This is a genomic window from [Acidovorax] ebreus TPSY, assembly GCF_000022305.1.
Classification (GTDB): Bacteria; Pseudomonadota; Gammaproteobacteria; order Burkholderiales; family Burkholderiaceae_C; genus Diaphorobacter; species Diaphorobacter nitroreducens.
Map to the genome: position 1 here is coordinate 3,589,815 of NC_011992.1, position 24,648 is coordinate 3,614,462.

Here is a 24,648-nt window from a genome sequence, read left to right on the forward strand (position 1 = left end):
CGCCGCCTCTGTTGGGCGCGGCGTGCGGGACGGTGCCGTGTGGGCGCCACCCGATCTGCGCAGTGTATGCGCGAGACACCGATATGTGTTTGCTTTATTTGCCGCGTTTACCCTGATGCACGAAAGCTTCTTTCTTAAAACAATCCAAAAATGGAAACCTTGGACAAATACGACATCGCCATCCTGCGCGAGCTGCAGGCCGAGGCGCGCCTGACCAACGCCGAGCTGGCGCAACGCGTAGGCCTGTCCGCTGCACCGTGCTGGCGGCGCGTACGCGCCCTGGAGGAAGCGGGCTACATCCGCGGCTATCACGCGGAAATCGACCGCCACAAGATCGGCCTGGGCGTGCTGGCGTTCGTGCGCCTGGACGCCGAGCGCAACACCGGCGACCTGACGCTGGCCATGGAGCAGGCCATTGCGCAAATCCCCGAAGTGGTCTCATGCCACTACATCAGCGGCACCGGTACCTTCGAGCTGCAGGTGGTGGCGCGCGACCTGGACAGCTTCTCGCAGTTCGCGCGCACCGTGCTGCTGAACCTGCCCAACGTGAAGGACATGCACACCAGCTTCTCGCTGGGCGAGGTCAAGGCAGGCGGCGCGCTGCCGTTGGCGCACCTGGGCCCGGTGCGGCCCGTGGTGCGTGGCGCCGCAGCGTAGCGCCACTCCTAATTCAGTAGCTGTCGCCGCTTTCCCCATAAGGGTTTGATCGCATTTTCATTGCAAATGGTGCCCGGGCGCCACGATCCCAGCAACCCGCTGAAGCCGCCCGCGCATCGGGGCGGCTTCGTTCCAGCGAGGTCAGACTCCAGCGCGTTCAGGGAACATGACGCCAACGGCCATCGCGCCTGGCGGTCCTTCTCCTGGTGTCAGGCAGATGGCACACTCGCATTTTTTAGGCACCGCTGGCTGCATAAGCAGTCACACTTGAGCGACGAGCCTCTCGCCCTTTCACCTTCCCATGCAAGACCGCCTGAAATGGACGCAGTCCGCGCTGGTACGAATCCTTCGCCCCGCGGTCAGGCTGGCGTTGGCGATGGGACTGAAGCACGCCCAACTCGAAGAAATCCTGAGGGACCTGCTGCTGGAGGAAGCGCGCCATCTCTGGCGCAGCCAAGGCATTCCCGACCCCAACCTGAGCCAGATCTCGGTCACCACCGGTCTCAATCGCAAGGACGTGACCGCCAGAGTGCGCCAAGTACGCGACCCTTTGCCTGCCACCGAAGGGTCGTCGGCCGCCAAGGCTTTCACGGCCTGGTTGCAGCTTGCCGCCGAGGAGCCCAGCCGGCGCCGCCTTCCTATTGTGGACACCGGCCATGGCCCCTCTTTTGAACTGGTGGCGCGTCTCGCCACCCGCGGCGATGTGCACCACAGAACCCTGCTGGAGGAGCTTCAGCGCCTGAATCTGGTCAGGGGGCTGACGGGCGACGGCGAAGGCGAGGTGGAGCTGGTGGGCGACGGCTTCATCCCGGCCACCAGCCTGCGGGACATGCTGGCCTTCACCGGGGACAATGTGCGGGACCATCTGCTGGCCGCCGTCAGCAATACCTTGGGGCAGCAGCCCCGGATGCTGGAACGCTCCGTCTATGCCTCGGGCTTGACCGTGTCGGAGTGCGAACGCATCCACCAGTTGGCACGGGAACATTGGGATTCCGTGCATTACCGCCTGGTACGGGAAATGACCCAGGCCCATGCCTCTGCGGCAGGCATGGGAACGGCACGCATGCGCGTAGGGGTGTATGTCTACCATGAGGACGAGCCGCCGGACGTGAAGCCGACCACCCGTGCAGGCTCTGCAAAGCGCAGGAAAAAAACATGAGGACTGGGATATACGCGCTGATGACCACGCTGGGGCTGGTGCTCGCAGCCTGTGGAGGCGGCGATGGCGTGGGCTCGGGCGGCACCGGCATCGCCATGTCTTCCGTGGCCATTGGCAGCATCGACAGCCTCGGCGAATCACCCAGCGGGTCGTACATGGTTGTGAACGGCGTGCGCTTCGATATCAGCCACGCCCAGGTGGAAGTGGAAGGCGTCTCGCAGGAAGACGCCAATGGTCAGCAAAGCCTGAAGAGCGGCCAGAACAGCCTGAAACCTGGCATGACCGTGCAAGTGAACGGCACCCTCGATACCGGATTCAGCACGGGTACGGCCGCGCATGTACTGTCGATACCGGAGCTACGGGGGGCGGTGGATGCCGTGGACGCGGCGCTGGGGCGCATCGAGGTAATGGGTGCGCGGGTATATGTCGATGACGAGACCGTGCTCGACGGACTGTCCGGCTTGGCCGCCTTGCAAGTCGGCCAGATCGTGCAGGTACATGCGTTGCCCACCAGCAGTGGGCTGATGCGCGCGACCCGGCTGCAGCTGACCACCGCCACGCTCCCCTCGGTACAGCCCGTGCTGTGGGGCAGCGTGCAGGCCCTCGATACGGTGGCCCGCCGGTTCCAGTTGGGCACGATGCAGATCCAGTATGCACAGGCTGCCTTTTTGAACGGTCTGGAGGCCAGCATGCTGGACAACGGCATGCCGCTGTATGTGCATGCAGCCCAGGCCCCGGCCGGCAACGTGCTCGTGGCCAGCTTCCTGCGGCCAGCGCACAGCCTCTCACGCCAGGCAGACGCGCCCGTCGTGCTGGAAGGTGTGGTGACGAACTTCGCCTCTGCACAATCCTTTGCGCTGCAAGGCACGGATATCGATGCCTCGGGCGCGCAAATAACCGGGGGGCGGGCTGATGACATCCGCAACGGCGCAACGCTGGAAGTGGCGGGCCGGATGTCTGCCAACGGCGTGCTGGTCGCGCAGCGGATACGCGTGCGGCAAAGGGCTGTAGTTGACCCTCCATCCGCGTTGCCTCCTCCCGCAAACACCAACGGCAACGGGAACGGGAACGCCGGAGGCAATGGCAACGGGAACGCCGGAGGCAATGGCAACGGGAACGCCGGAGGCAATGGCAACGGGAACGCCGGAGGCAATGGCAACGGGAACGCCGGAGGCAATGGCAACGGGAACGCCGGAGGCAATGGCAACGGGAACGCCGGAGGCAATGGCAACGGGAATGCCGGAGGCAACGGCAATGGGAACGCCGGAGGCAACGGGAACGGGAATGCCGGAGGCAACGGCAATGGGAACGCCGGAGGCAACGGGAACGGGAATGCCGGGGGCAACGGCAATGGGAACGCCGGAAGCAACGGCAACGGCAATTCCAACAGAGGCTGAACACCGTTTCGCGCCCGCCGAGATTGCGGCCCCGGCGCAGCAAGCGCGCCGCATTCCCGTCACAATGGCCGCACATGCCGCCCCAGCCCCTCCATGACAGCGGACCGCTGAGTTCACCACCCACACCGCCAGGCCCCGACGCGGCCTCCGCCGCCGCCCACACCGCCGAGGCCGCCGCCACAGCCGAGTTGCAGCACAGCGCGGCGCAGCGTGCGCCGCAGTCGCCCTTCGCGCCGCTGTCGGTGCCGGTGTTCCGCATGCTGTGGCTCACCTGGCTGGCGGCCAACACCTGCATGTGGATGAACGACGTGGCCACGGCCTGGCTGATGACCACGCTGACCGATTCGCCTGCCCTGGTGGCGCTGGTGCAGACGGCCTCGACGCTGCCCGTTTTCCTGCTGGGCCTGCCCAGCGGCGCGCTGGCCGACATCCTGGACCGGCGGCGCTACTTCATGGTCACGCAGTTCTGGGTGGCGGCCGTGGCGGTGGTGCTGTGCGTGGCCATCCTCTGGGGCGGGCTCAACCCCTACCTGCTGCTGGCGCTGACGTTCGCCAACGGCATCGGGCTGGCGATGCGCTGGCCGGTGTTTGCGGCCATCGTGCCGGAGCTGGTGAACCGCCAACAGTTGCCCGCGGCGCTGGCGCTCAATGGCGTGGCCATGAACGCCTCGCGCATCATCGGCCCGCTGGTGGCCGGCGCCATCATCGCCAGCGCGGGCAGCGCCTGGGTGTTCGTGCTGAATGCCGTGCTGTCGCTGGTGGCGGGTTTCACCATCATGCGCTGGCGGCGCCAGCCCATGCCCAACCCGCTGGGGCGCGAACGCCTGACCAGTGCCATGCGCGTGGGTCTGCAGTTCGTGCGCGAGTCGCCCCCGATGCGCGCCGTGCTGTGGCGCATCTCCATCTTCTTCCTGCATGCCACGGCGCTGCTGGCGCTGCTGCCGTTGGTGGCGCGCGACCTGCAGGGCGGCGGCGCAGGCACCTTCACGCTGCTGCTGGCCTCCATGGGCGCGGGCGCCGTGAGCGCTGCCATGTTCCTGCCGCGTCTGCGCCAGATGATGTCGCTGGACCAGCTGGTGGCGCGCGGCACGCTGCTGCAGGCGCTGGCCACGGCCGTGGTCGCCATTGCGCCCAACGTGTACGTGGCGGTGCCGGCCATGCTGGTGGGCGGGGCGGCGTGGATCACCACCGCCAATTCGCTCACGGTGGCCGCACAGCTGGCGCTGCCCAACTGGGTGCGCGCGCGCGGCATGTCCATCTACCAGATGTCCATCATGGGCGCCACGGCCGTGGGCGCGGCGCTGTGGGGGCAGGTCGCCGCACTCTCCAGCGTGCACATGAGCCTGGCATTGGCGGCACTCACCGGGGTGTTGGTGATGGCGCTGGTACAGCGCCTGGTGAGCAACCGCCATGGCGAGGAGGACCTGAGCGCCTCGCGCGCCTTCCAGGCACCGCGGGCCGACAGCCCGCCCGCCGCCGGCCTGCGGCTGGTGGTCAGCATCGAATACTTCATCAACCCCGCGCGGGCGGCAGAATTCCGCGCCGTGATGCAGGAAAGCCGCCGCGCGCGCCTGCGCCAGGGCGCCTTGAGCTGGGAGCTGCAGCACGACATCGCCGACCCGCGCCGCTACGTGGAGCGCGTGGTGGACGAATCCTGGACAGAGCACCTGCGGCGCTTTGACCGCGTCACCGCCTCCGACGTGGCGCTGCGCGACCGGCGCTTTGCCTTCCACGTGGGCGACGCGCCGCCCGTGGTGTCGCGCTACGTGGTCGAGGGCGAATGAATCACTCCCATATTGATAGCTTTCAGCGCTTTCTTTACGGGCATTTGAGCATCAATTTGGATTGAAATCAGCACAAATCAAGCGCGAACAGCTTCCAAATCAATAGCACTACCGCGGCCACAACGCCCATAGGCGCAGGCCCTGCTTCAGGCGCCCGGCAATCTCGCCCGCCTCGGGGCCCCAGCCGGTGAAGTAATCCGCGCGCACCGCGCCCAGGATGGCGCTGCCCGTGTCCTGCGCCAGCACCAGGCGCGACAACTGCGCCGTGGGGCCGCTGGAGGCCAGCCACACCGGCGTGCCGTAGGGGATGCTCTGGCGGTCCACGGCGATCGAGCGCCCCGGCGTGAGCGGCACGCCCTGCGCGCCCTTGGGCCCGAAGGCGGCGTCCAGCGCGTCCAGCGGCTCCTCGCGAAAGAACACGTAGCGCGGGTTGGACCACAGCATCTCGTTCACGCGCTGCGGATTGGCCCGCACCCAGGCGGTGATGCCGGGCCAGGTGGCGTCGCGCACCAGGCCCTGGTCCAGCAGCCACTTGCCCACGCTCTTGTACGGCTGGTCGTTGGTGCCCGCGAAGGCCAGGCGCACCAGGCGCACGCTGCCGTCCGCCTCCTGCACGCGCAGCCGGCCCGAGCCCTGGATGTGCAGCACCATGGCTTCCACCGGGTCGCGCACCCAGGCGATGGCGCGGCCGGCCAGGGCGGCCTGGGCCTGCGGCAGGGTGTCGATCTGCTGGCGCGTGTACCAGGGCTTGCGCGCCGCCAGATCGGCCGGTGGTGCATACAAAGGCACGCTGAAGCCATTGCCCGGTTGGCGCGCGGCGTCCAGATAGGGCTCAAAGTAGCCCGTGAGCAGGCCGTCGGCCGCTCCGTCCAGCGACTCGACGCGGTAGGGCTGCAGGCGCTGCATCATCCAGCCGCGCTGCTCCTCGGGCGACGCGATGCTCAGGCGGCGCACATCGCCGCACAGCGGCGCGAACGCCGGCGCGGGGCGCTCGCAGCTGCGCAGCCAGGCGTTCCAGGCCTCGTGCAGCGCATCGCCCTCAAACCCCGGCAACTCGCCCCAGCCCACCGGCACCCAGCGGCTCTTGGACTGCGTGAGCGTGCCCGGCACAGGCACCGGTACAGTGGGCGCGGCGGGCGGCTGCACGGACGGCACGCTGGGCGCCACGGGCGCCGGAGGACGGGTGGAGCACGCGGCCAGCGTTCCTACAATCAGCGCCGATACCACCAGGCGCAGGAGACGAAGATTCATGGGGCTGATTTTGCTTGAAGCATTGCTTGCACTGGTGCTCCTCGTGGGCATTGTCTGGTGGACCATGTTCAGCGGCCGCAAGGGCGGCGAGCCGCCAGCGGCCCCCAGCGAGCCTCCCTCACGGGACGACGCCCCGCCCAACGGCTGAGGTCGTTCTCGGGTTGTGGCCTGGCATCTGCGCGGCCCATCGAACGCAGGCCGATCGGCCCCAGGTCGCGCACGCGCGTTGCGCCGCGTCCTACAGACGAGGCACCGGTGGATTGCTACGCTGCTCGCACTGGCCCAGCCGCCCGCTCGAGGGCTGCCAGCCGACCGAGCAACAACAAAGGAGTTCTCTCATGCGCAAACCTCTCCTCATCGGCAGTCTCGCGGTGGTCATGCTGGCCACAGGCTGTGCCAACATGACCGACACCCAGCGCCGCACCGCCACCGGCGCCGGCGTGGGTGCGCTGGGCGGCGCAGCCATCGGCGCCATGACGGGCGGCCATGCGGCGCAGGGCGCCGTGATCGGCGCGGGCGTGGGTGCACTGGGCACCTACATCTGGTCCCAGCACATGGAGCGCCAAAAGCAAGACATGCAGGCCGCCACCCAGGGCACCGGTGTGACGGTGACGCAGACGCCGGACAACCAGCTCAAGCTGGATATCCCGAGCGATATCTCGTTCGCCACCAACCGTTCGGACATCCAGCCCAACTTCCGCCCCATTCTGGACCGCTTTGCCGAGGGCCTGCGCAACAACCCGAACACCGAGGTGCGCATCGTCGGCCACACCGACTCCACCGGCAGCGATGCGATCAACAACCCGCTGTCGCTGGACCGCGCCGAGAGCACGCGCAACTACCTCACGGCGCGTGGCGTGAACGGGAACCGCATCCACGTGGAAGGCCGTGGCTCGCGTGAACCTGTGGCCTCCAACGACACCTCCGACGGGCGCGCCCGCAACCGCCGCGTGGAGATCTATGTGGGTGAGCGCCAGGGCCGCGGCTGATCTGCGGCGGGCCGTCGGCGCGGCAATCCTGCCCGCCGACGATGTGAAGACGAAGACGACGCGCGCCCGCAAGGGCCCGCGTCTTTTTTTACGCCGGTGGCGCGGCGCGCAGCAGGTTGGCAAGCTCCACCGCCGACTTGACCTGCATCTTGTCGAACACGCGCGCGCGGTGCACCTCCACCGTGCGCACGCTGATGTCGAGCTGATCGGCGATGAGCTTGTTGGGCAGGCCTTCGACCACCAACCGCATCACATCGCGCTCGCGGTCGGTCAGGTCGGACAGCCGGTCCTGCAGTTCGTGGCGCGCGCGGCAGGCCTCGATGTGCCGGGCCGACAGCTCCAGCGCTGCTTGTATCCGGTCCACGAGCTGATTGTCGGAAAACGGCTTCTCGCAGAAGTCGAACGCGCCGCGCTTGACCGTGGCCACGGCGGTGGGCACGTCGGCGTGGCCCGTGAGGAAGATCACCGGCATGCCCGCGGTGTCGCCGCGCTCCACCATCTTGTCGAACAGCGCCAGGCCGCTCATGCCGCCCGGCATGCGCACGTCCAGCAGCAGGCAGCAGGGCTGGCGCTGCATGAGGCCGCTGGCGGAGCGCTCGGCCAGCATGGTCTCGAACGCTTCGGCGCTGGCGAACGCCTCGCTGAGCACACGGCGCGAGCGCAGCAACCAAGCCAGCGCCTCGCGCACCTCGGCGTCGTCGTCCACGATGTACACAGTGGCGTTGGAGGCGGGTTCCATCAGGGGTCGGCTTTCTGAAATGCGGGCAGGGTGAAAGTGAATACCGTACCACGCGGCTCACGCGCCGCATGGTCCAGAAAGCCCCCATGCTGCTCCACCACGGTGCGGCACAGGCTCAGCCCCAGGCCCATGCCTTCGACGCGGGTGGTGTAGAACGGCGTGAACAGTCTCTCGGCCACGTCCTCCGGAATGCCCATGCCCATGTCGGCCACCGAGAACTCCAGCCAGCTGTTGGACGCATTGGAGGCCGCGCGCCGCACCCGCAGATCGAGGATGCGCGGATGGATCTGCGGGTCGTCCATGGACTGCATGGCGTTGCGCGTGAGGTTCAACAGCACCTGCTCGACCATGGTGCGGTCGCACAGCGCGGGCGGCAGGCCGTCCTCGATCGACAGCACCACGCGCACGCCCAGCTTGCGCGCCTGCAGCCGGATGATGGGCAGCACCGCATCGAACAGGTCCTGCGCGGTGACCGGCTCGCGGGTCTGGTCGCGGCGCCGCACGAAGTCGTGCACGCTCTTGATCACGCGGCCCGCGCGCTCGGCCTGCGCTGCAATGCGCTGCACGCCCACGCGCACGTCCTGCAGGTCCTGGGGCGACGGCAACTCGGCGCCCGGCGCCGGCTCCAGCAGGTTAAGCGAGCCGTTGGCATAGCTGGAGATGGCCGCCAGCGGCTGGTTCAGTTCATGGCTCAGCAGCGATGCCATCTCCCCCACCGTGGCCAGGCGTGCCGTGGCCTGCAGGCGCTCCTGCGAGGTGCGCGACAACTCCTCCACGCGCCGCTGCTCGCTCACGTCGAGAAACGAGCCCATCCACCCCGTGTGCAGGCCCTGTGCGTTGATCAACGGCGCTTCGTAGATCATGACGGGAAAGCGCGTGCCGTCCTTGCGCATGAAGGTGGATTCGTACCCTTCGCGCGGCGGGTCGAGCCGGCCCGACATGCGCACCACCTGCCGCTCCGCATATTCCTGCGCGTGCTCGGGCGGCCAGTAGGGCAGCGGCGACGTCTGGCCCACCAACTCGGATGCGGGAAAGCCCACCATGTCGCAGAACGCCGGGTTCACATAGGTGATGCGGCCGTTGAGATCCCGCGCGCGCAGGCCCGTGACCAGCGAATCCTCCATCGCCTTGCGAAAGGCCAGCGCGTCGCCCAGGTCGCGCTCGGCGCGCAGGCGGCGCCGGTTGTCGCGCACCAGCACCACCAGCACCGACACCAGCGCGATCGACATGGCCGTGACCAGAGCCGTGAGGACGTTGGGAAACACGCTGGGCGCGGCGTGCCAGCCGTCCATGCGCAGCACCAGGGTGTTGCCCGGCAGGTCGAACAGCTGCTGCGCCGTGAACATGCGCGAGCCGCGGCGCAGCGCGCCCACCAGCGCCAGCCGCGTGCCGTCGGCCTCGGTGAACGAAACCTCCTGCGTGCGCTGCAGGCTGGGCGCCACCAAATCCTGCAGCACGGTCTGCAGCGCGTAGGTGGCAACCAGGAAGCCGCGCACGCGTCCGTCCTGGATCAACGGCAGGCAGACCTCCATCATCTCGGCGCCCATGCCGTCGGGCAGGGGCTGGAAATAGCTGCTGGAGTACGACGGGCCGGTGATGCGCCGAGCGTTGGTACAGGCCAGCATGGTCTCCGAATGCGTGCCGCTGCGCGTGGTGGCGTCCCACGGCAGGGGGCGATAGGGCGACTCCGCATGTGCGCGCAGCAGCAGCTGCGTGTCGCGCCATTCGATGCGCACCAGCTCGCGGCGCGTGCTCAGCAGCTCGGCCGCGCGCGCCTCCCACGCGGCCAGGTCGGGGTCGCCTGCCTGCAGCGCCTGCAGGTTCTGCAGGTTGTGCGCGAAGGCGTTGCGGATGTCGGCTACGGCGTCGGCAGTGTCGCGTTCTAGGCGGCTTTGCACCTGGCTGGCCTCGTAGCGGCCAGCCAGCCATACCTGGGTGACCAGCATGCCCGCCACCAGCGCCACCAGCAGCGTCCACAGGGACCAGCGCCGCCACGCACCCACCCAGCGGCGCCACCGGCGGGGTACCTTGTCCTGGGGCCCGTCTTCGGGCGCCGAAGGGGGCAGCAGCGACTGCGGGCCCTGCTGCCGGCCCGCAGCACCCCTGTCCCGTCCGCGCGCTGGTCCGCCGTGCTCCACGGTGCCGCCCATCAGAGCACGCAATGCTCAAGCGCCGGCAGCTGGCGGCGTACCTGGCGCAGATGCGCCGCATCCAGCGTACCCAGGACCACGCCCGCGCCCTCGGGCTGCTGGGCCAGCACGCTGCCCCAGGGGTCCACCAGCATGCTGTGGCCCCAGGTGCGCCGGCCGTTCTCGTGCGTTCCGCCCTGCGCCGGCGCCAGCACATAGGCCAGGTTCTCCACGGCGCGCGCACGCAGCAGCACCTCCCAGTGGGCCCGGCCGGTGGTGTAGGTGAAGGCGCTGGGCACCAGCAGCAGGTCGGCACCCGCGCGCGCGTGCTGGCGGTACAGCTCGGGGAAGCGCAGGTCGTAGCACACCGACAACCCCACGCGCCACACGTTGCCATCCCGCGCCGGCAGGGCAAAGCGCACGCTCTCGCGCCCGGCCTGGATCACGCGCGCCTCATCGAAGCATTCAGTGCCGTTGTCGAAGCGGAACAGGTGGATCTTGTCGTAACGCGCCACGCAGTCCCCGGCGGGCGAGAACACCAGCGTGGTGTTGTGCACGCGCTCTTCGCTGTCGCACACCAGCGGCAGCGTGCCGCCCACCACCCACAGACCCAGCTCGCGCGCCGCTTGCGCCAGAAACCGCTGGACCACGCCGTCGCCCATGGTTTCGCGCAGCGCCAGCTTGTCCGCATCGGCCAGGCCCATGGCGCAGAAATACTCGGGCAGCACCGCCAGCTCCGCGCCCGCCTGCGCCGCCTGCTCCAGCAGATGGCGCGCCTGCGCCAGGTTGGCCTGCAGCGCGACGCCCGAGACCATTTGCAAAGCTGCGACTTTCATGGTTTGTCTCCTGATGCCGGTGGAACAGCAGGGCTCGCTGCGCCTTCCGGCGCAGCGCTCTTGCGGCGCTGGATGCGCTCCACACGCGGTTCTGACCAGGTGCCGTCGATGCGGAATTCCTGCGTGGCGGCCTGGATCAGCGGGCCGCGCAGGAAAACCTGCGCGAGGAAACTGCCCAGGCCAATGACGGGGTTGATCGCCGTGGCCACGAGGGAAGCCGTCATGGCGTTGATTTCGGGCACGACCACCACGTGCAGGTCCTGCGTCTCGCGTTCGATGTCGGCGCTGCCTTCCATGAGCACGGCGGCATTCACGCCCTTCATCTGCAGATTGTTGGTGGTGGCCACACCGTTTTCGATGCGCATGTCGCCACGCACGAAGTCGAATGCGAAGCCTTCGCTGAACACGTCGCGGAAATCCAACGCGAAGCGCCGCGGCAGGGATTGCAGGCTCAACACGCTCAGCAGCTTGGCCAGTCCCGGGTCGGCCTGGAGGAATTGACCTGCCTCCACGTTCACGTTCATCTGGCCGCTCATGGTGCGGTAGTCGGGTGACAACGGCGAGCCCAGCCAACCCACCTGGCCCCCGATGCGTCCCTTGCCGTGGCGCACCACGCCGTCCATGCCAAAGCGTGCCAGCAAGGCGCCGGAATCGCGGATGTCCAGCTCGAAGTCCATCACCGTGCGCCGTTGCGCCTGCGCCCCGCTGCCCACCAGCGCCCAGTGGCCCTGCGAGGTCAGCACGGCCTCGGGGGCGGTCAGATTGAACTTGGACAGGCGCCACTCGCGCTGGCCGCCCTCCGTGCCGCGGTTGCGCGCCTCGATCTCGATGCGCCCCAGGCGCCGTCCGCGCAACTCGAAATCCTCCACCACGATGTCCAGCGCCGGCAGCGTGCCCGGTTCGCGCGCATCGAGCAGCGCGTTGACCTGCGTCTCGGCCATCTGCGGAATGGCCAGCCGCGCCAGCCGGGCGTGCAGCAGCCCCTGGGCCGCATCGGCACGCGGCGCGGACGCGCCGGCAGGGCGGTACTCCAGGTACCCGTCCAGCTCATCGGCATCCACGTTGGCACGCCACACGGCGCCCTGCCGCGACGCCCCCACCACCACGTCGTGCAGCGTGCGCCCATGCAACGTGAGCGTGGCGGCACGCACGGCCAGGCTGGTGGGCAGGTAATCGGTGGCCAGTGCCTCCCCGGAGGGCGCGGGTGCCGGTACTGCTGCCTGTGCCTGTGCCTGTGCCTGTGCCTGTGCCGACGGTGCCGAGGGCTCCTGCAACAGCGCCGTCCACGCATCCACGTCCAGCGCACCCAACACGGCGTGTGCCGCGACACCCTGGGCGGGAGGCGCGGGCATCTGCGCCGGCGGCACGCCGATGGCGAGCGCGCCGCGCAGCACGCGCGCCTGCGGCCCGTCCAGTGCGCGCAGGTAGTTGAGCCTGCCCACGTCGCCCAACTCCAGCGTCAATTCGTCCTGCAAGGGCGCGGTATCCGAGGCTGCGGCCTCGGGCGTCAAGCGGTTCTCGAAGCGCACGGGCAACGGGGCCTGCGCTGCCTTGCCCAGTGGCGCGGGCGCCGTCAGCGAAAGACCGACGAGGTCGCTGGCCACCTGCAGTTCGGCCACTCCCCGCCGCACCCCCACGGCCACCGTGTAGGCGGCGCTGCCACTGGCGCCGCGCACCAGCCGCGACACCAGGCCCAGCTGCTGCGCCTCGCGCAGGCCCTCGGCGGTGGCTGTGCCGCGCGCACGCACGCGCACCGAGGACTCTCCAGCCCCCGCCGGCGCCGCATTCATGCCGCCTTCCAGCCGTACCTCGCCTCCCAGGGCGCGTCCCTGCACGCCGACCAGCGTGAAACCGCTCTGGCTGAACTGCACCACGCCCCGGGCCGCGTTCACCAGGGGCGCCTCGGGCACAAAGTGCACGTCGTTGCCCGCCAGGGTGACGCTGCCGCGCACGGTGGACTGGTCGATACGGCTGATGGGCAGCGTCAGGCCCAGCTGCAGTTCGGCCACGCCGGTGGCGGCGGCCCGGTCCAGCGCCCCCTGCGTAAGCCGGGAGATGGGCGAGGCGCTCACCAGCGCCAGCATGTCGGGCAGCGGGCCGCGCACGTCGGCCCCGACCACCACTTCGGTGTGCTGCAGGTCCGCGATCTTCGCGTTCACTTTCTGCACCCGCAGCGCGGGATACCCGGCAAAGCGCCCCGTGGCGTTGCGCACTTCCATGCCCGCACGGTCAAACACCAGCTCCCCCGACAGCGCCGTGAGAGCCGGCCAGGGCCGGTCGCCCGCGTGCAACAGCGCCGGTGGCACGTAGCCGTACGTCACGTCCTTGACACGCGCTGCGATGTGGAATTCGCCCTCGCGCGGAACATGGCCATAGGGAAAGTCGTGCAGATCGCCCTTCACGCGGAACTGCACCTGGCTGGCGGTCCCCGCAAGGATGGCGTCGCGCACATAGTGCCGCGACTCCGCTGGCACGGTGAGCGGCAGGTAGCGATGCACGCGCGTGCCATCGGCCCGTGACAGCGTGCCCGAAAGGTCCAGCACCCCCGGAAAGCGCGCGCGCGCAGGCGACGCCGCAGGGTCGCCCGTGTGCCAGCTCAGCCGCGCCTCGCCCTGGGCGTCCGCATTGGCAAAGCGCAGCTGGCTGGTCTGGACCGCGATGCGCTCGCCCTCGATCTGCCAGCGCACCCCCGCTTCCAGCCGCTGCACGGGCACTACGGGCTCTTCAAACACGCCGGGCAGGCGCAGCGTCCCGTCGGCCATGGCCAACTCGGCCTGCCCCCCCGCCTGGGTGAGATCGAAAGACACCTGCGCACCACTGAGGCCGGCGACGGTAGGCACGGCGTCGTCCGCCGCCAGCGCCAACCCTGCGACCTTGCCGCGAACCTGGTACTTCTGCGGCTGCGCCAGCGGCCCTTGCCATTCGGCCCGCAACTGCTCCACCAGACCGCGCGGCGCATAGTCGCGCACCGCGCCGTGCACGGTGTCGCCCAGGGGCAGCCGGCTCGCGATCTGCGCCAGGGCGGCCAGGTCCAGCCGGTCGGCCTGCAGTTCGCCACGCTCTCGGCCGGCCTGGCCCTGTCCGCTGTGGCGCAGCGCCAGATTGCCGCCGGGCCAGCGCAGGCCATCGTCGGCCACGAACTGCAGATTCTGGGTGGACAGCTCAAAGCCGTCGTCCAGCCAGCGACCGCCCACCCGCCCCGTCACCGTGCGCAGCGCCAGTGGGCGCAGGTTCTTGCCCAGGGTAGCGTTGACCTCGTCGAGTGCCATGTCCACCGTGCCGCCGCCGATCTGGCCGCGCTGCACATCCACCCACGCGCGCACGGCGCCCCGGCCCTGCGCGACCTGCAGCCCCTCCAGATCGGCGTGCCGGTGCAGGCGCGACACGTCCACGCGCGGGAAGTGGGCGAACAGCTCGCCGTTCCAGCGCTGCCAGTCGCCGCTGTGCGTGGACAGCAACGGCTGGCGGAACTGGCCGCGCAAGGTAAAGGGTGCGCCCCATTCGGCGGGTGGCGTGGCGTCCAGGCGCACCTGGTGGCGGCGCGCGCTGTTGCGCAGCACCAGGCTCACCTCGGTGAGCGCCAGCGGCTCGGCGCTACGCTGCTCGTCGGTCCAGCGCAGCGTGCCGCCGCGAATCGCCACCTCGGCCTGGGAGAACAGCCAGTCGGCCGCCGCACTGTCGCCCTCGGCGCTGTCGCGGAAGGCCAGGCCCGCGATAACGATGCGCCCGTCGCGCTCACGGCGCATGTCCAGCTCGGGGCCTTCGATATAGATCTGCTCGAACCCAAAGCGCAGCAGCGAGCGCGGCGACAGCGCCACCACCACGCGCGGCAGGCGCAGCGCCTCGCGCCCCTGGGCGTCCAGCAGGGCCACGTCCTTCAGCTCCACCGAGGGGATCAGCCCTTCGCTGCGCGCGCTGATGGAATGGATGCGCACAGGTACCCCCAGTGCGCGTTGGGCCTGCTGTTCCAGCTGCGGACGGAAGTCGCCGATACGCGGCACAATCCAGCCATGCAGCCCCCCCCAGGCGGCCGCCAGCAGCAACCAGAAGGTCACCAAGGCGACCAACCCCCATCGCGCACAGCCCGCCACGAGTTTGAGAAGGCGGGAGGGATGGGGAGGAGACTCTGTCATGGCGGGCGAAACGATGGCAGGAATTATGACCCGCACATCCCCTGAGGGTTCAGCACCCCACGGTGTCGTTATGTACGGCCGCGCCCCGGCGTGGCCCGCGAGCGCACCGAGCAGCCCTTGCCATGCAGATGCCTTCGACTGATCCCGTGACCGCCGGCAGCCCGCCGTCGGAATACTCGCGCTTCCACCAGCGCCTGCACCGCCGCTACCAGGCCGAGCTGGCGCTGCTGCCCCCGGGCGTGCCCACCCGCGAGACCATGGCCCAGGCCTGCGACGCCCTGCTGGCGCGCGGCCACGACCTGGGCGCGGCGCTGCGCATCCTGCGCCAACTGGTGATGGAGCGGCTGATCACGCTGGACTGCGACCAGGCCGCACCGCTGTCCGACATCACCCTGGCCGTGACCCGGCTGGCAGAGTTGGCACTGGACCGTGCCTGCCGCCACGCCCGCGCCGAGCTGGACGCGCGCCACGGCGCGCCGCTGGGGCCCCAGGGCCAGCCCGTGCAGCTGTGGATCGTGGGCATGGGCAAGCTCGGCGCGCGCGAGCTGAACGTCTCCAGCGACATCGACCTGATCTACGTCTACGAACACGAGGGCGAAACCGCCGGCCAGCCCGACGGGCGCGGCAAGCTCTCCAACCACGAATACTTTGCCCGCGCGGTCAAGGCCATCTACAGCCTGGTGGGCGACACCACCGAGCACGGCTTCGTGTTCCGCGTGGACCTGGCCCTGCGCCCGCACGGCAACTCGGGGCCACCGGCCGTGTCGCTGGCGTCGCTGGAGGAATACCTGCTGGTGCATGGCCGCGAATGGGAACGCTTTGCCTGGCTCAAGAGCCGCGTGGTGGCGCCGCTGGACTGCCTGGGCATGCCGAACGTGCAGGCGCTGCGCGGCGTAGTGCTGCCCTTCGTCTTCCGCCGCTACCTGGACTACAGCGTGTTCGACGCACTGCGTTCGCTGCACCGCCAGATCCGCGACCATGCCGCCAAGCGCAGCGCCGGCCACCCCGAGCGCGCCAACGACGTGAAGCTCTCGCGCGGCGGCATCCGCGAGATCGAGTTCACGGTACAGCTGCTGCAAGTGGTGCGCGGCGGCCAGTTCCCCGAACTGCGCTGCCGCCCCACGCTGGAGGCCCTGGAACGCCTGGCCCGTGCCGGCCTCATGCCGCAGGAGACGGCCGAGCAGCTGGCGGCCGCCTATACCTTCCTGCGCCGCGTGGAGCACCGCATCCAGTACCTGGACGACCAGCAGACCCATGTGCTGCCCACGCGCGACGATGATCTGGCCTGGATCGCACGCACCCTGGGCCTGAACTGCTGCGATTTCCTGCGCGCGCTGGACGCGCACCGCGAGTTGGTGGCCCAGGAGTTCGACATCCTGCTCGGCGGCACGGGGCACAAGCAATGCAGCAATGGCGGATGCGGCGGCCCGCGTGCCGCAGCGGCTGCGTCGCCCGCCCCCGACCTGGAGGCGCTGCTGGAGCAACTGCCCGCCAAGGTGCGCGAGCGCGTGGCCGAGTGGCGCACCCATCCGCGCGTGCAGGGCCTGCGCGATGAGGCACGCGCGCGGCTGTTTCGCATCGTGCAACGCACCGGGCGCTGGCTGGCCGAGGGCCAGGTCAACGAGGACGCCGCGGTGCGCCTGGTGGGCTGGCTGGAGCCACTGCTGCGCCGCGAGAGCTACCTGGCGCTGCTGCTGGAGCGCCCCTCGGTGCACGAGCATCTGCTGCACCTGCTGGGCGCGGCCAAGTGGCCCGCGCGCTACATGCTGCAGCACCCCGGGGTGATCGACGAGCTGGCGGGCGACGCCCTGCTGTCCGAGCGCTTCGTGCCCGCCGACTTCGAACGCGAACTGGGGCTGCGCCTGGCCGCGCTGCAGTCCACGGGTGAGGACGACGACGAGAACCTGCTCGACCTGCTGCGCCGTGCCCACCATGCCGAGACCTTCCGCACGCTGGCGCGCGACGTGGAGCGGCGCATCACCGTGGAGCAGGTTGCGGACGACCTGTCCGCGCTGGCCGACAGCGTGCTGCGCGTCACGGCCGAGTGGTGCTGGGGCCGGCTGCGCAACCGCCACCGTGAGCAGCCGCAGTTCGCCGTCATTGGCTACGGCAAGCTGGGGGGCAAGGAACTGGGCTACGGCAGCGACCTGGACATCGTCTTCGTGTTCGACGACGACGACGAGCGTGCCCCCGAGGTCTACGCCGCCTTCGCGCGCAAGCTCATCAACTGGCTCACCGTGAAGACCGGCGAGGGCGACCTGTTCGAGATCGACACCGCCCTGCGGCCCAACGGCAATTCGGGCCTGCTGGTGACCAGCTTCCAGGCCTATGCCGACTACCAGCAGCAGCGCGGCAGCAACACCGCCTGGACCTGGGAGCACCAGGCCATGACGCGCGCGCGTTTCGTGATGGGCAGCGAAGGCCTGCACGCGCGCTTCGACGCCGTGCGCCAGGCCGTGATCACCGCGCCGCGGGATGCCGCCGCGCTGCGCAGCGAGATCGTCGCCATGCGCGAGCGCGTGCGCAGCGCCCACCCGGCGCCGGCGGACCAGTTCGACGTGAAGCACAGCCCCGGCGGCATGGTGGATGCCGAGTTCGCCGTGCAGTACCTGGTGCTGGCGCACTCCGCGGCGCACCCCGAGCTGCAGGGCAACGTGGGCAACATCGCGCTGCTGCAGCGCGCCGAGGCCGCCGGCCTGTTGCCTGCGGGCGTGGGCCGCGCCGCCGCCGACGCCTACCGCACGCTGCGCCACGTGCAGCACCGCGCGCGGCTCAACGAAGAGCCCACCCGCGTGCCGCCCGAGACGTTGGCCGCCGAGCAAGGCGCCGTGCGCGCGCTGTGGCGCGCCGTGTTCGGCTGAGTCGGCTACGGCATTTAGCTATATTTTTCATAGCTATTAGCACTTATCCATAAAGCGCAAGGGGCAGTTTTGATACATGGAATTTCCATTCGTGCGCAGATGTAGCGCCCCGTAAAAATCAAACAAACGTTTGATTCATCGCGGTCTAATGCGCCGCGATGACGACGTCCGCCCCCCCTCTCGCCCCCCCGCCCCGGCGCCCCCGGCGACAGCCCGCCGCCGGCGCGCACCCGGCTGCTGATGGCGGCGCTCAAACTGTTTTCCGAACAGGGCTACGCCAAGACCTCGATCCGCGCGATCGCCGCCGAGGCCCAGGTCAACGTGGCCTCGGTGAGCTACTACTTCGGCGACAAGGCCGCGCTGTACGCGGCGCTGTTTTCCGCGCCCTTCGGCTCGCTGCAATCGCTGGTGCCCGACTTCATGCGCCCCGGCCTGTCCCTGCGCGCCGCGCTGCACTGCTTCTACCAGGGCGCGCTGGGGCCGCTGCACGACGGCGAGATGGCACGCCAGGTGGTGCGGCTGCACATCCGTGAAATGCTGGAGCCCACGGCGCAGTGGCAGATCGAGCTGGAAAAAGACGTGCGCGCACCCAACGAGGCCATGGCCGCGCTGCTGTGCCGGCACCTGGGGCTGCCGCAGGCCGACGACGACCTGCACCGCCTCACGCTCACCGTCACCGGACTGGCCTTTCAGCTGTGGAGCCACCAGGAAGTGGTGTGCGCCATGCAGCCACAGCTGCTCGCATCCCCGGCGGCCGTGGACCAGTGGGCGGAACGCCTGGCCGACTACGCCATGGCCATGGTGGCCACCGAGCGGCGCCGGCGTACGCGCGCTCAGCCTGTCCGCCCTTCTACTCCAGCCTCGCCCTCCCCTTCGACCTCTTCCACCCCCCGCCGGCGCACCGCCCGCAGGTCTACCGCACCATGAAGCGCCCCGTCCTCCAGCGCCTTGCGCTTTCCACCCTGCCCCTGGCACTGGCCGCCTGCGCCGTGCAACGCCCGCCCGCGGCCGTGCAGGCACCCGCACCCTCCGCCTGGCACGCACCGCTGCCCCACCAAGGCAGCGTGGCCGATCTGGCCGGCTGGTGGCAGCGCCACAGCGACCCGCTGCTGGGCGCGCTGATCGTGGACGCACAGGCCCTCAGTCCCACGGTGGCTGAGGCCGGCGCCCGTCTGGCACAGGCCCGCGCGCAGCAGACGGCCGCACGCGCGGCGCTGCTGCCCAGCCTGGACGCGCAGGCCAGCGCCAGCCGCGGCTTCAACGAGCAGGTGCGCGGCGTGGCCACCACCGCCCAGGCGGGGCTGCAAGCCGGCTGGGAGATCGACCTGTTCGGCCGCAACGCCGCCGTGGCGGACGCCGCGCGCGAGCGCCTGGCCGGTGCGCAGGCGCAGTGGCACGAGGCCCGCGTTTCCGTGGCGGCCGAGACGGCTCTGCAGTACAGCAATTGGCACCACTGCGCGCGCCAGTTGCAGGTGGCGCAGGCCGACGCGCGCTCGCGCGGCGAGACGGCCCGCCTCACGCGCGAGAGCGAACGCGCGGGCTTCACCGCCCCCGCCACCGCCGCGCTGGCCACGGCCAGCCAGGCCGACAGCGCGGTGCGCGCCGAGCAGCAGCGCCTGCAGTGCGAGGTGATCGTCAAGACACTGGTGGCCCTCACCGGGCGCGACGAGCCCCTGCTGCGCTCGCAGCTGGCTGCCGCGCCGCCGCTGCACCCGCCCGAGCAGCTGTTCAGCATCGACGGCCTGCCCGCGCAGACGCTGGCGCAGCGGCCCGACGTCTACGCCGCCGAGCGCGAGGTGGCGGCCGCCAGTGCCGAGGTGGGCGACGCCCAGGCGCAGCGCTACCCGCGGCTCACGCTCAGCGGCACCATTGGCCGCGGGTTGGTGCGCACCGCGGGGGTGCAAGCCACCAGCAACACCTGGTCCATCGGCCCGCTGGCCGTCACGCTGCCGCTGTTCGACGGCGGTCGCCGCGCCGCGCAGGTGGATGCCGCCCGTGCGCGCTACGACAGCGCCGCGCAGGCCTACCGCGCGCAGGTGCGCCAAGCCGTGAGCGAGGTGGAGCAGGCCCTGGCGCGGCTGGACAGCACCGCGCGCCGCAGCACCGACGCCCGGCGCGCCGCCGAGGACTACCGCCGCTCCTTCACCGCCACGCAGGAGCGCTGGCGCGCTGGCCTGGCCAGCCTGGTGGAACTGGAGGATGCCCGCCGCACCGCCCTCGCCTCGGACACCGCCGTGGTCGCGCTGGAGCAAGAGCGCATGGCCGCCTGGGTGGCGCTGTACCGCGCGGCCGGCGGCGGCTGGACGCCCGAGGTCGACGCGCCAGCGGCCCAGACCTCCACGCAGGCGACCACCACCCCCCCTTCTTCTTCGCACTAAATCCTTTTCGACCGCCATGCCGCGCCTGACACCGACCCGCACCCTGATCGCCCTGGCTTTGCTGGGGCTTGCCGCGACCACCGCCGTCCTGCTCGGCAGCGGCCCCACCCATGCCGAGGACTCCGCACAGGCCGAGGGGCCGCGCCCCGCCCTCACCGTGGCCACCACCCAACCGCAGCGCGGCAACGTGACCCAGCGGCTGCCGGCCAACGGCAACGTGGCCGCGTGGCAGGAGGCCAGCATTGGCGCCGAGGTGAGCGGCCTGCGGCTGACCGACGTGCGCGTGAACGTGGGCGACACGGTGCGCGCCGGCCAGGTGCTGGCCACCTTCGCGCCCGAGACCATCGAGGCCGACGTGGCCCAGGCCCGCGCCAGCCTGCTGGAGGCCCGCGCCGCCCAGGCCGAGGCGCAGGCTAATGCCGACCGCGCCAACACCCTGAGCGCCTCGGGTGCACTGAGCCAGCAGCAGATCCAGCAATACGCCACCGGCGCGCAGACCGCGCAGGCCCGCGTGGCGGCGGCACAGGCGGCGCTCAACGCCCAGCAGCTGCGCCTGAAACACACCCAGGTATTGGCGCCCGACAGTGGCGTGATCTCCGCGCGCACGGCCACCGTGGGCGCGGTGGTGGGTGCAGGCACCGAGCTGTTTCGCATGGTGCGCAAGGGCCGGCTGGAGTGGCGCGCGGAGGTCACCTCCAGCGAGCTGCCCCGCATCCGTCCCGGTGCCAAGGCGGTGGTGACGGCCGCCAGCGGCGCGCAGGTGGAAGGCACGGTGCGCATGCTGGCCCCGACGGTGGACCCGCAGACGCGCAATGCGCTGGTGTACGTGGACCTGCCGGCGCACCCCGAGATAAGGGCGGGCATGTTCGCGCGCGGCGAGTTCCTGCTGGGCGAGCGCGACGCGCTGCTGGTGCCCCTGTCGGCCGTGGTGGTGCGCGACGGCTTCTCGCACGTGTTCGAGGTAGGCACGGACTCGCGCGTGGCCATGCACCGCGTGCAGACCGGTGAGCGCAGCGGCGAGCGCGTGGCCATCACCTCGGGCCTGGCGCCCCAGGCGCGCATCGTGGCGCGAGGCGGCGCCTTCCTGAACGACGGCGACTTGGTGCGCGTGCAGGCTGCGCCTGCCGCAGATTCAGCACCAAAAGAGGCTGCAGCGCCCGTCCCTCAAGCGCAAGCAGCTAGCAAATAAGGAGCGACCATGAACCTCTCCGCCTGGTCGATCCGCAACCCCATCCCGGCGGCCATGCTGTTCGTGCTGCTCACGCTGGCCGGACTGCTGGCCTTCCGGTCCATGAAGGTGCAGAACTTTCCCGACATGGACCTGCCCGTGGTCATGGTCACGGCCTCCCTGCCCGGCGCCGCGCCGGGGCAGCTGGAGAGCGACGTGGCGCGCAAGATCGAGAACGCCATCGCCACCACCCAGGGGCTCAAGCACATCACCTCCACGCTGACCGACGGCACAGCCACCATCGCGGCCGAGTTCCAGCTTGAAAAACCCGTGCAGGAGGCGGTGGACGACGTGCGCTCGGCCGTCTCGCGCGTGCGCTCCGATCTGCCCGCGGACCTGCGCGACCCCATCATCACCAAGCTGGAGCTGTCCAGCCAGCCCATCCTGGCGTTTGCCATCGCCTCGAACCAGCTGGACGACGAGGCGCTATCCTGGTTCGTGGACGACACCCTCACGCGCCGGCTGCTGGCCGTGCCCGGCGTGGGCGCGGTCAACCGCGTGGGCGGCGTGGCGCGCGAGGTGCGCGTGGCGCTGGACCCGCTCAAGCTGCAGGCGCTGGGCGCCACCGCGGCCGAAGTCTCGCGCCAGCTGCGCCAGGTGCAGGTGGAAAGCGCGGGCGGCCGCGCCGAGCTGGGCGGGGCCGAGCAGCCGCTGCGCACGCTGGCCACGGTGCAGACGGCGCAGGAGATCGCGGCGCTGGAGATCGCGCTGTCCGGCGGCCGCCATGTCCGCCTGGACCAGGTGGCCACCGTGACCGACACCGTGGCCGAGCCACGCACCGCCGCGCTGCTGGGCGACAAACCGGTCATCGGCTTCGAGGTCTCGCGCAGCCGCGGCGCCAGCGAGGTGGAGGTGGGCGCGGGCGTGCAACGCGCGTTGGACCAGTTGATGGCCGAGCACCCGCACCTGCAACTCACGCGCACGGTGGATTTCGTGGACATCGCACAGGACGAGTACGACAGCTCGATGAAGCTGCTGTACGAGGGCGCCATCCTCGCGGTGGTGGTGGTGTGGCTGTTCCTGCGCGACTGGCGCGCCACCATCGTGTCCGCCGTGGCGCTGCCGCTGTCGGTGATACCGGCCTTCATCGGCATGCACCTGCTGGGCTTTTCCATCAACATCATCACGCTGCTGGCGCTGTCGCTGGTGGTGGGCATCCTGGTGGACGATGCCATCGTGGAGGTGGAGAACATCGTGCGCCACCTGCGCATGGGCAAGACGCCGTACCAGGCGGCCATGGAGGCCGCCGACGAGATCGGCCTGGCCGTGATCGCCACCACCTTCACGCTGATCGCCGTGTTCCTGCCCACCGCGTTCATGAGCGGCATCGCCGGGAGGTTCTTCAAACAGTTCGGCTGGACGGCGGCGCTGGCGGTGTTCGCCTCGCTGGTCGTGGCGCGCCTGCTCACGCCGATGATGGCCGCCTACATCATGAAGCCCATGGTGGGCCACGAGAAGGAGCCGCGCTGGCTGGCCGCGTACATGCGTGCCTCGCACTGGTGCCTGAAGCACCGCGTCCTTACGTTGCTGGGCGCGCTGCTGTTCTTCGTCGGTTCCCTGGCGCTGATCCCGCTGCTGCCCTCGGGTTTCATCCCGGCGGACGACAACGCCCAGACCCAGGTCACGCTGGAGCTGCCGCCCGGCGCCAAGCTGGCCGACACGCGCGCCGTGGTGGCCCTGGCCACCGAGCGCGCCATGGGCGTGGGCCATGTGGAGAGCATCTACACCACGATCGGCGGGGGCTCGGCCGGGGCCGACCCGTTCGCCGGCGCGGGCGCGGGCGACCCGCGCAAGGCCACGCTCACGCTGCGCATGACGCCGCGGGGCGAGCGCCCGCGCAAGCAGGAGATCGAGCAGCGCCTGCGCGCCGCCATGCAAGAGCTGCCCGGCGTGCGCGTGAAGGTGGGCCTGGGCGGCTCCAACGACAAGTACATCCTGGCGCTGGCCAGCGAAGACCCGCAGGCGCTTGCGGCCGCCGCCCGCGCGGTGGAGCGGGACATCCGCACCATCGCGGGCATTGGCGGCGTGAGCTCCACGGCCAGCCTGGTGCGCCCGGAGATCGCCGTGCGCCCCGACTTCGCCCGCGCCGCCGACCTGGGGGTCACCAGCAGCGCCATCGCCGAGACGCTGCGCGTGGCCACCGTGGGCGACTACGACCAGTACCTGCCCAAGCTCAACCTGGCGCAGCGGCAGGTGCCCATCGTCGTGCGCCTGGAGGATGCTGCGCGCGAAGACCTGTCGGTGCTGGAGCGCCTCACGCTGCCCGGCGCGCACGGCCCGGTGCGCCTGGGCGAGGTGGCCGAGCTGTCGCTGGCCGGCGGCCCCGCGGTCATCAGCCGCTACGACCGCTCGCGCAACGTGAACTTCGAGATCGAGTTGGGCGAGCGCGGCCTGGGCGAGGTGACCGAGGCCGTGCGCCAGCTGCCCGCCGTACGGGGCCTGCCTGCCAGCGTGCGCCTGATCGACGTGGGCGACGCCGAGATGATGGGCGAGCTGTTCGCCAGCTTCGGCCTGGCCATGCTCACCGGCGTGGTGTGCATCTATATCGTGCTGGTGCTGCTGTTCAAGGACTTCCTGCAGCCGGTCACCATCCTCGCGGCGCTGCCGCTGTCGCTGGGCGGGGCGTTCGTGGCGCTGCTGCTGGCCGGCAAGAGCTTCTCCATGCCGTCGCTCATCGGGCTCATCATGCTCATGGGCATCGCCACGAAGAACTCCATCCTGCTCGTGGAATACGCCATCGTGGCGCGGCGCCACGGCATGAGCCGCATGGACGCGCTGCTGGACGCCTGCCACAAGCGCGCACGCCCCATCATCATGACCACGCTGGCCATGGGCGCCGGCATGATGCCCATTGCCCTGGCGCTGGGCGGCGCGGACATGAGCTTCCGCTCCCCCATGGCCGTGGCCGTGATCGGCGGCCTCATCACCTCCACGGTGCTCAGCCTGCTGGTGGTGCCGGCGGTGTTCACCTATGTGGACGACTTCGAGCAATGGCTGCGCCACCGGGTACTGCGTCGTCCCCATGCGCGCGAGGCGCAGGCAGGCGAGGCGCGGGCACCCAGCTAGGGTCTAGCGTGTTTTAGGGCTCCAGCGCTTTGACAGCAAGC

16 protein-coding genes are annotated in these 24,648 nt (G+C 70.2%); 11 read left to right on the plus strand and 5 right to left on the minus strand.

Annotated elements, in window-relative coordinates; all coding sequences use genetic code 11:
- The first annotated feature begins 150 nt into the window (after nucleotides 1–150).
- From DTPSY_RS16840 to DTPSY_RS16855, 4 genes are all read left to right on the plus strand, one after another.
- The gene (locus tag DTPSY_RS16840; RefSeq protein WP_011807092.1) at nucleotides 151–657 is read left to right on the plus strand and encodes an Lrp/AsnC family transcriptional regulator; all 507 of its coding nucleotides are present in this window, start codon (nucleotides 151–153) and stop codon (nucleotides 655–657) included.
- Between the two features lie 301 nt (nucleotides 658–958).
- Nucleotides 959–1,816: a DUF6502 family protein gene (locus tag DTPSY_RS16845; protein WP_015914580.1), complete on the plus strand. Its 858-nt coding sequence runs from the start codon at nucleotides 959–961 to the stop codon at nucleotides 1,814–1,816.
- A 20-nt stretch (nucleotides 1,817–1,836) separates the two neighbouring features.
- Nucleotides 1,837–3,213 (plus strand): DUF5666 domain-containing protein, encoded by a 1,377-nt coding sequence (locus DTPSY_RS18720; protein WP_238526551.1) that lies wholly within the window; start codon nucleotides 1,837–1,839, stop codon nucleotides 3,211–3,213.
- A gap of 74 nt (nucleotides 3,214–3,287) precedes the next feature.
- Complete coding sequence (locus DTPSY_RS16855) at nucleotides 3,288–4,997, plus strand: MFS transporter (RefSeq protein ID WP_015914582.1); 1,710 nt, start codon at nucleotides 3,288–3,290, stop codon at nucleotides 4,995–4,997.
- A gap of 108 nt (nucleotides 4,998–5,105) precedes the next feature.
- On the opposite strand, the gene mltA is transcribed toward DTPSY_RS16855, so the two are convergent.
- Nucleotides 5,106–6,314, minus strand: a complete 1,209-nt coding sequence (gene mltA, locus DTPSY_RS16860; protein WP_011807096.1) for a murein transglycosylase A — start codon at nucleotides 6,312–6,314, stop codon at nucleotides 5,106–5,108.
- On the opposite strand from mltA, the gene DTPSY_RS18590 reads away from it, so the two are divergent.
- Both DTPSY_RS18590 and DTPSY_RS16865 read left to right on the plus strand, forming a co-directional pair.
- Complete coding sequence (locus tag DTPSY_RS18590) at nucleotides 6,247–6,396, plus strand: hypothetical protein (RefSeq protein ID WP_187148588.1); 150 nt, start codon at nucleotides 6,247–6,249, stop codon at nucleotides 6,394–6,396. The two genes, mltA and DTPSY_RS18590, sit on opposite strands and share 68 nt — an antisense overlap.
- Before the next feature lie 190 nt (nucleotides 6,397–6,586).
- Nucleotides 6,587–7,237 (plus strand): YiaD family glycine zipper/OmpA-like lipoprotein, encoded by a 651-nt coding sequence (locus tag DTPSY_RS16865; protein ID WP_011807097.1) that lies wholly within the window; start codon nucleotides 6,587–6,589, stop codon nucleotides 7,235–7,237.
- 88 nt (nucleotides 7,238–7,325) lie between these two features.
- Here DTPSY_RS16865 and DTPSY_RS16870 read toward each other — a convergent pair whose 3' ends face one another.
- The 4 genes from DTPSY_RS16870 to DTPSY_RS16885 are packed head-to-tail and all read right to left on the minus strand — an operon-like array spanning nucleotide 7,326 to nucleotide 15,074.
- Nucleotides 7,326–7,976: a response regulator transcription factor gene (locus DTPSY_RS16870; protein ID WP_015914584.1), complete on the minus strand. Its 651-nt coding sequence runs from the start codon at nucleotides 7,974–7,976 to the stop codon at nucleotides 7,326–7,328.
- The gene (locus DTPSY_RS16875) at nucleotides 7,976–10,126 is read right to left on the minus strand and encodes a two-component system sensor histidine kinase NtrB (protein ID WP_015914585.1); all 2,151 of its coding nucleotides are present in this window, start codon (nucleotides 10,124–10,126) and stop codon (nucleotides 7,976–7,978) included. The genes DTPSY_RS16870 and DTPSY_RS16875 overlap by 1 nt, the downstream gene beginning before the upstream one ends.
- Nucleotides 10,126–10,941, minus strand: coding sequence for a carbon-nitrogen hydrolase family protein (locus DTPSY_RS16880; protein WP_011807100.1), 816 nt, complete (start codon nucleotides 10,939–10,941; stop codon nucleotides 10,126–10,128). Before DTPSY_RS16880 ends, DTPSY_RS16875 begins: the two co-directional genes overlap by 1 nt.
- Entirely contained in the window at nucleotides 10,938–15,074 is a 4,137-nt protein-coding gene (locus DTPSY_RS16885) for a YhdP family protein (protein WP_015914586.1), read from the minus strand. Before DTPSY_RS16885 ends, DTPSY_RS16880 begins: the two co-directional genes overlap by 4 nt.
- 122 nt (nucleotides 15,075–15,196) lie before the next feature.
- Here DTPSY_RS16885 and glnE point away from each other — a divergent pair, with 122 nt between their 5' ends.
- The 5 genes from glnE (at nucleotide 15,197) to DTPSY_RS16910 (ending at nucleotide 24,607) form a co-directional block, all read left to right on the plus strand.
- Nucleotides 15,197–17,935 carry a bifunctional [glutamate--ammonia ligase]-adenylyl-L-tyrosine phosphorylase/[glutamate--ammonia-ligase] adenylyltransferase gene (gene glnE / locus DTPSY_RS16890; protein WP_015914587.1) on the plus strand — a complete coding sequence of 913 codons (2,739 nt, stop codon included), beginning with the start codon at nucleotides 15,197–15,199 and terminating at the stop codon, nucleotides 17,933–17,935.
- A 240-nt stretch (nucleotides 17,936–18,175) separates the two neighbouring features.
- A complete protein-coding gene (locus DTPSY_RS16895) occupies nucleotides 18,176–18,862 on the plus strand; it encodes a CerR family C-terminal domain-containing protein (RefSeq protein WP_015914588.1) in 687 nt (228 codons plus the stop codon).
- Nucleotides 18,859–20,313, plus strand: coding sequence for an efflux transporter outer membrane subunit (locus DTPSY_RS16900; RefSeq protein ID WP_015914589.1), 1,455 nt, complete (start codon nucleotides 18,859–18,861; stop codon nucleotides 20,311–20,313). Before DTPSY_RS16895 ends, DTPSY_RS16900 begins: the two co-directional genes overlap by 4 nt.
- Nucleotides 20,314–20,329: 16 nt before the next feature.
- Nucleotides 20,330–21,502 carry an efflux RND transporter periplasmic adaptor subunit gene (locus tag DTPSY_RS16905; RefSeq protein ID WP_015914590.1) on the plus strand — a complete coding sequence of 391 codons (1,173 nt, stop codon included), beginning with the start codon at nucleotides 20,330–20,332 and terminating at the stop codon, nucleotides 21,500–21,502.
- Nucleotides 21,503–21,511: 9 nt separating this feature from the next.
- Entirely contained in the window at nucleotides 21,512–24,607 is a 3,096-nt protein-coding gene (locus DTPSY_RS16910; protein ID WP_015914591.1) for an efflux RND transporter permease subunit, read from the plus strand.
- Nucleotides 24,608–24,648: the final 41 nt, after the last annotated feature.

Coding starts and splice junctions, on each gene's coding strand:
- DTPSY_RS16840 (WP_011807092.1), top strand. CDS start 151: ATGGAAACCTTGGACAAATACGACATCGCCATCCTGCGCGAGCTGCAG.
- DTPSY_RS16845 (WP_015914580.1), top strand. CDS start 959: ATGCAAGACCGCCTGAAATGGACGCAGTCCGCGCTGGTACGAATCCTT.
- DTPSY_RS18720 (WP_238526551.1), top strand. CDS start 1,837: ATGACCACGCTGGGGCTGGTGCTCGCAGCCTGTGGAGGCGGCGATGGC.
- DTPSY_RS16855 (WP_015914582.1), top strand. CDS start 3,288: ATGCCGCCCCAGCCCCTCCATGACAGCGGACCGCTGAGTTCACCACCC.
- DTPSY_RS18590 (WP_187148588.1), top strand. CDS start 6,247: ATGGGGCTGATTTTGCTTGAAGCATTGCTTGCACTGGTGCTCCTCGTG.
- mltA (WP_011807096.1), bottom strand. CDS start 6,314: ATGGTCCACCAGACAATGCCCACGAGGAGCACCAGTGCAAGCAATGCT.
- DTPSY_RS16865 (WP_011807097.1), top strand. CDS start 6,587: ATGCGCAAACCTCTCCTCATCGGCAGTCTCGCGGTGGTCATGCTGGCC.
- DTPSY_RS16870 (WP_015914584.1), bottom strand. CDS start 7,976: ATGGAACCCGCCTCCAACGCCACTGTGTACATCGTGGACGACGACGCC.
- DTPSY_RS16875 (WP_015914585.1), bottom strand. CDS start 10,126: ATGGGCGGCACCGTGGAGCACGGCGGACCAGCGCGCGGACGGGACAGG.
- DTPSY_RS16880 (WP_011807100.1), bottom strand. CDS start 10,941: ATGAAAGTCGCAGCTTTGCAAATGGTCTCGGGCGTCGCGCTGCAGGCC.
- DTPSY_RS16885 (WP_015914586.1), bottom strand. CDS start 15,074: ATGACAGAGTCTCCTCCCCATCCCTCCCGCCTTCTCAAACTCGTGGCG.
- glnE (WP_015914587.1), top strand. CDS start 15,197: ATGCAGATGCCTTCGACTGATCCCGTGACCGCCGGCAGCCCGCCGTCG.
- DTPSY_RS16895 (WP_015914588.1), top strand. CDS start 18,176: ATGGCGGCGCTCAAACTGTTTTCCGAACAGGGCTACGCCAAGACCTCG.
- DTPSY_RS16900 (WP_015914589.1), top strand. CDS start 18,859: ATGAAGCGCCCCGTCCTCCAGCGCCTTGCGCTTTCCACCCTGCCCCTG.
- DTPSY_RS16905 (WP_015914590.1), top strand. CDS start 20,330: ATGCCGCGCCTGACACCGACCCGCACCCTGATCGCCCTGGCTTTGCTG.
- DTPSY_RS16910 (WP_015914591.1), top strand. CDS start 21,512: ATGAACCTCTCCGCCTGGTCGATCCGCAACCCCATCCCGGCGGCCATG.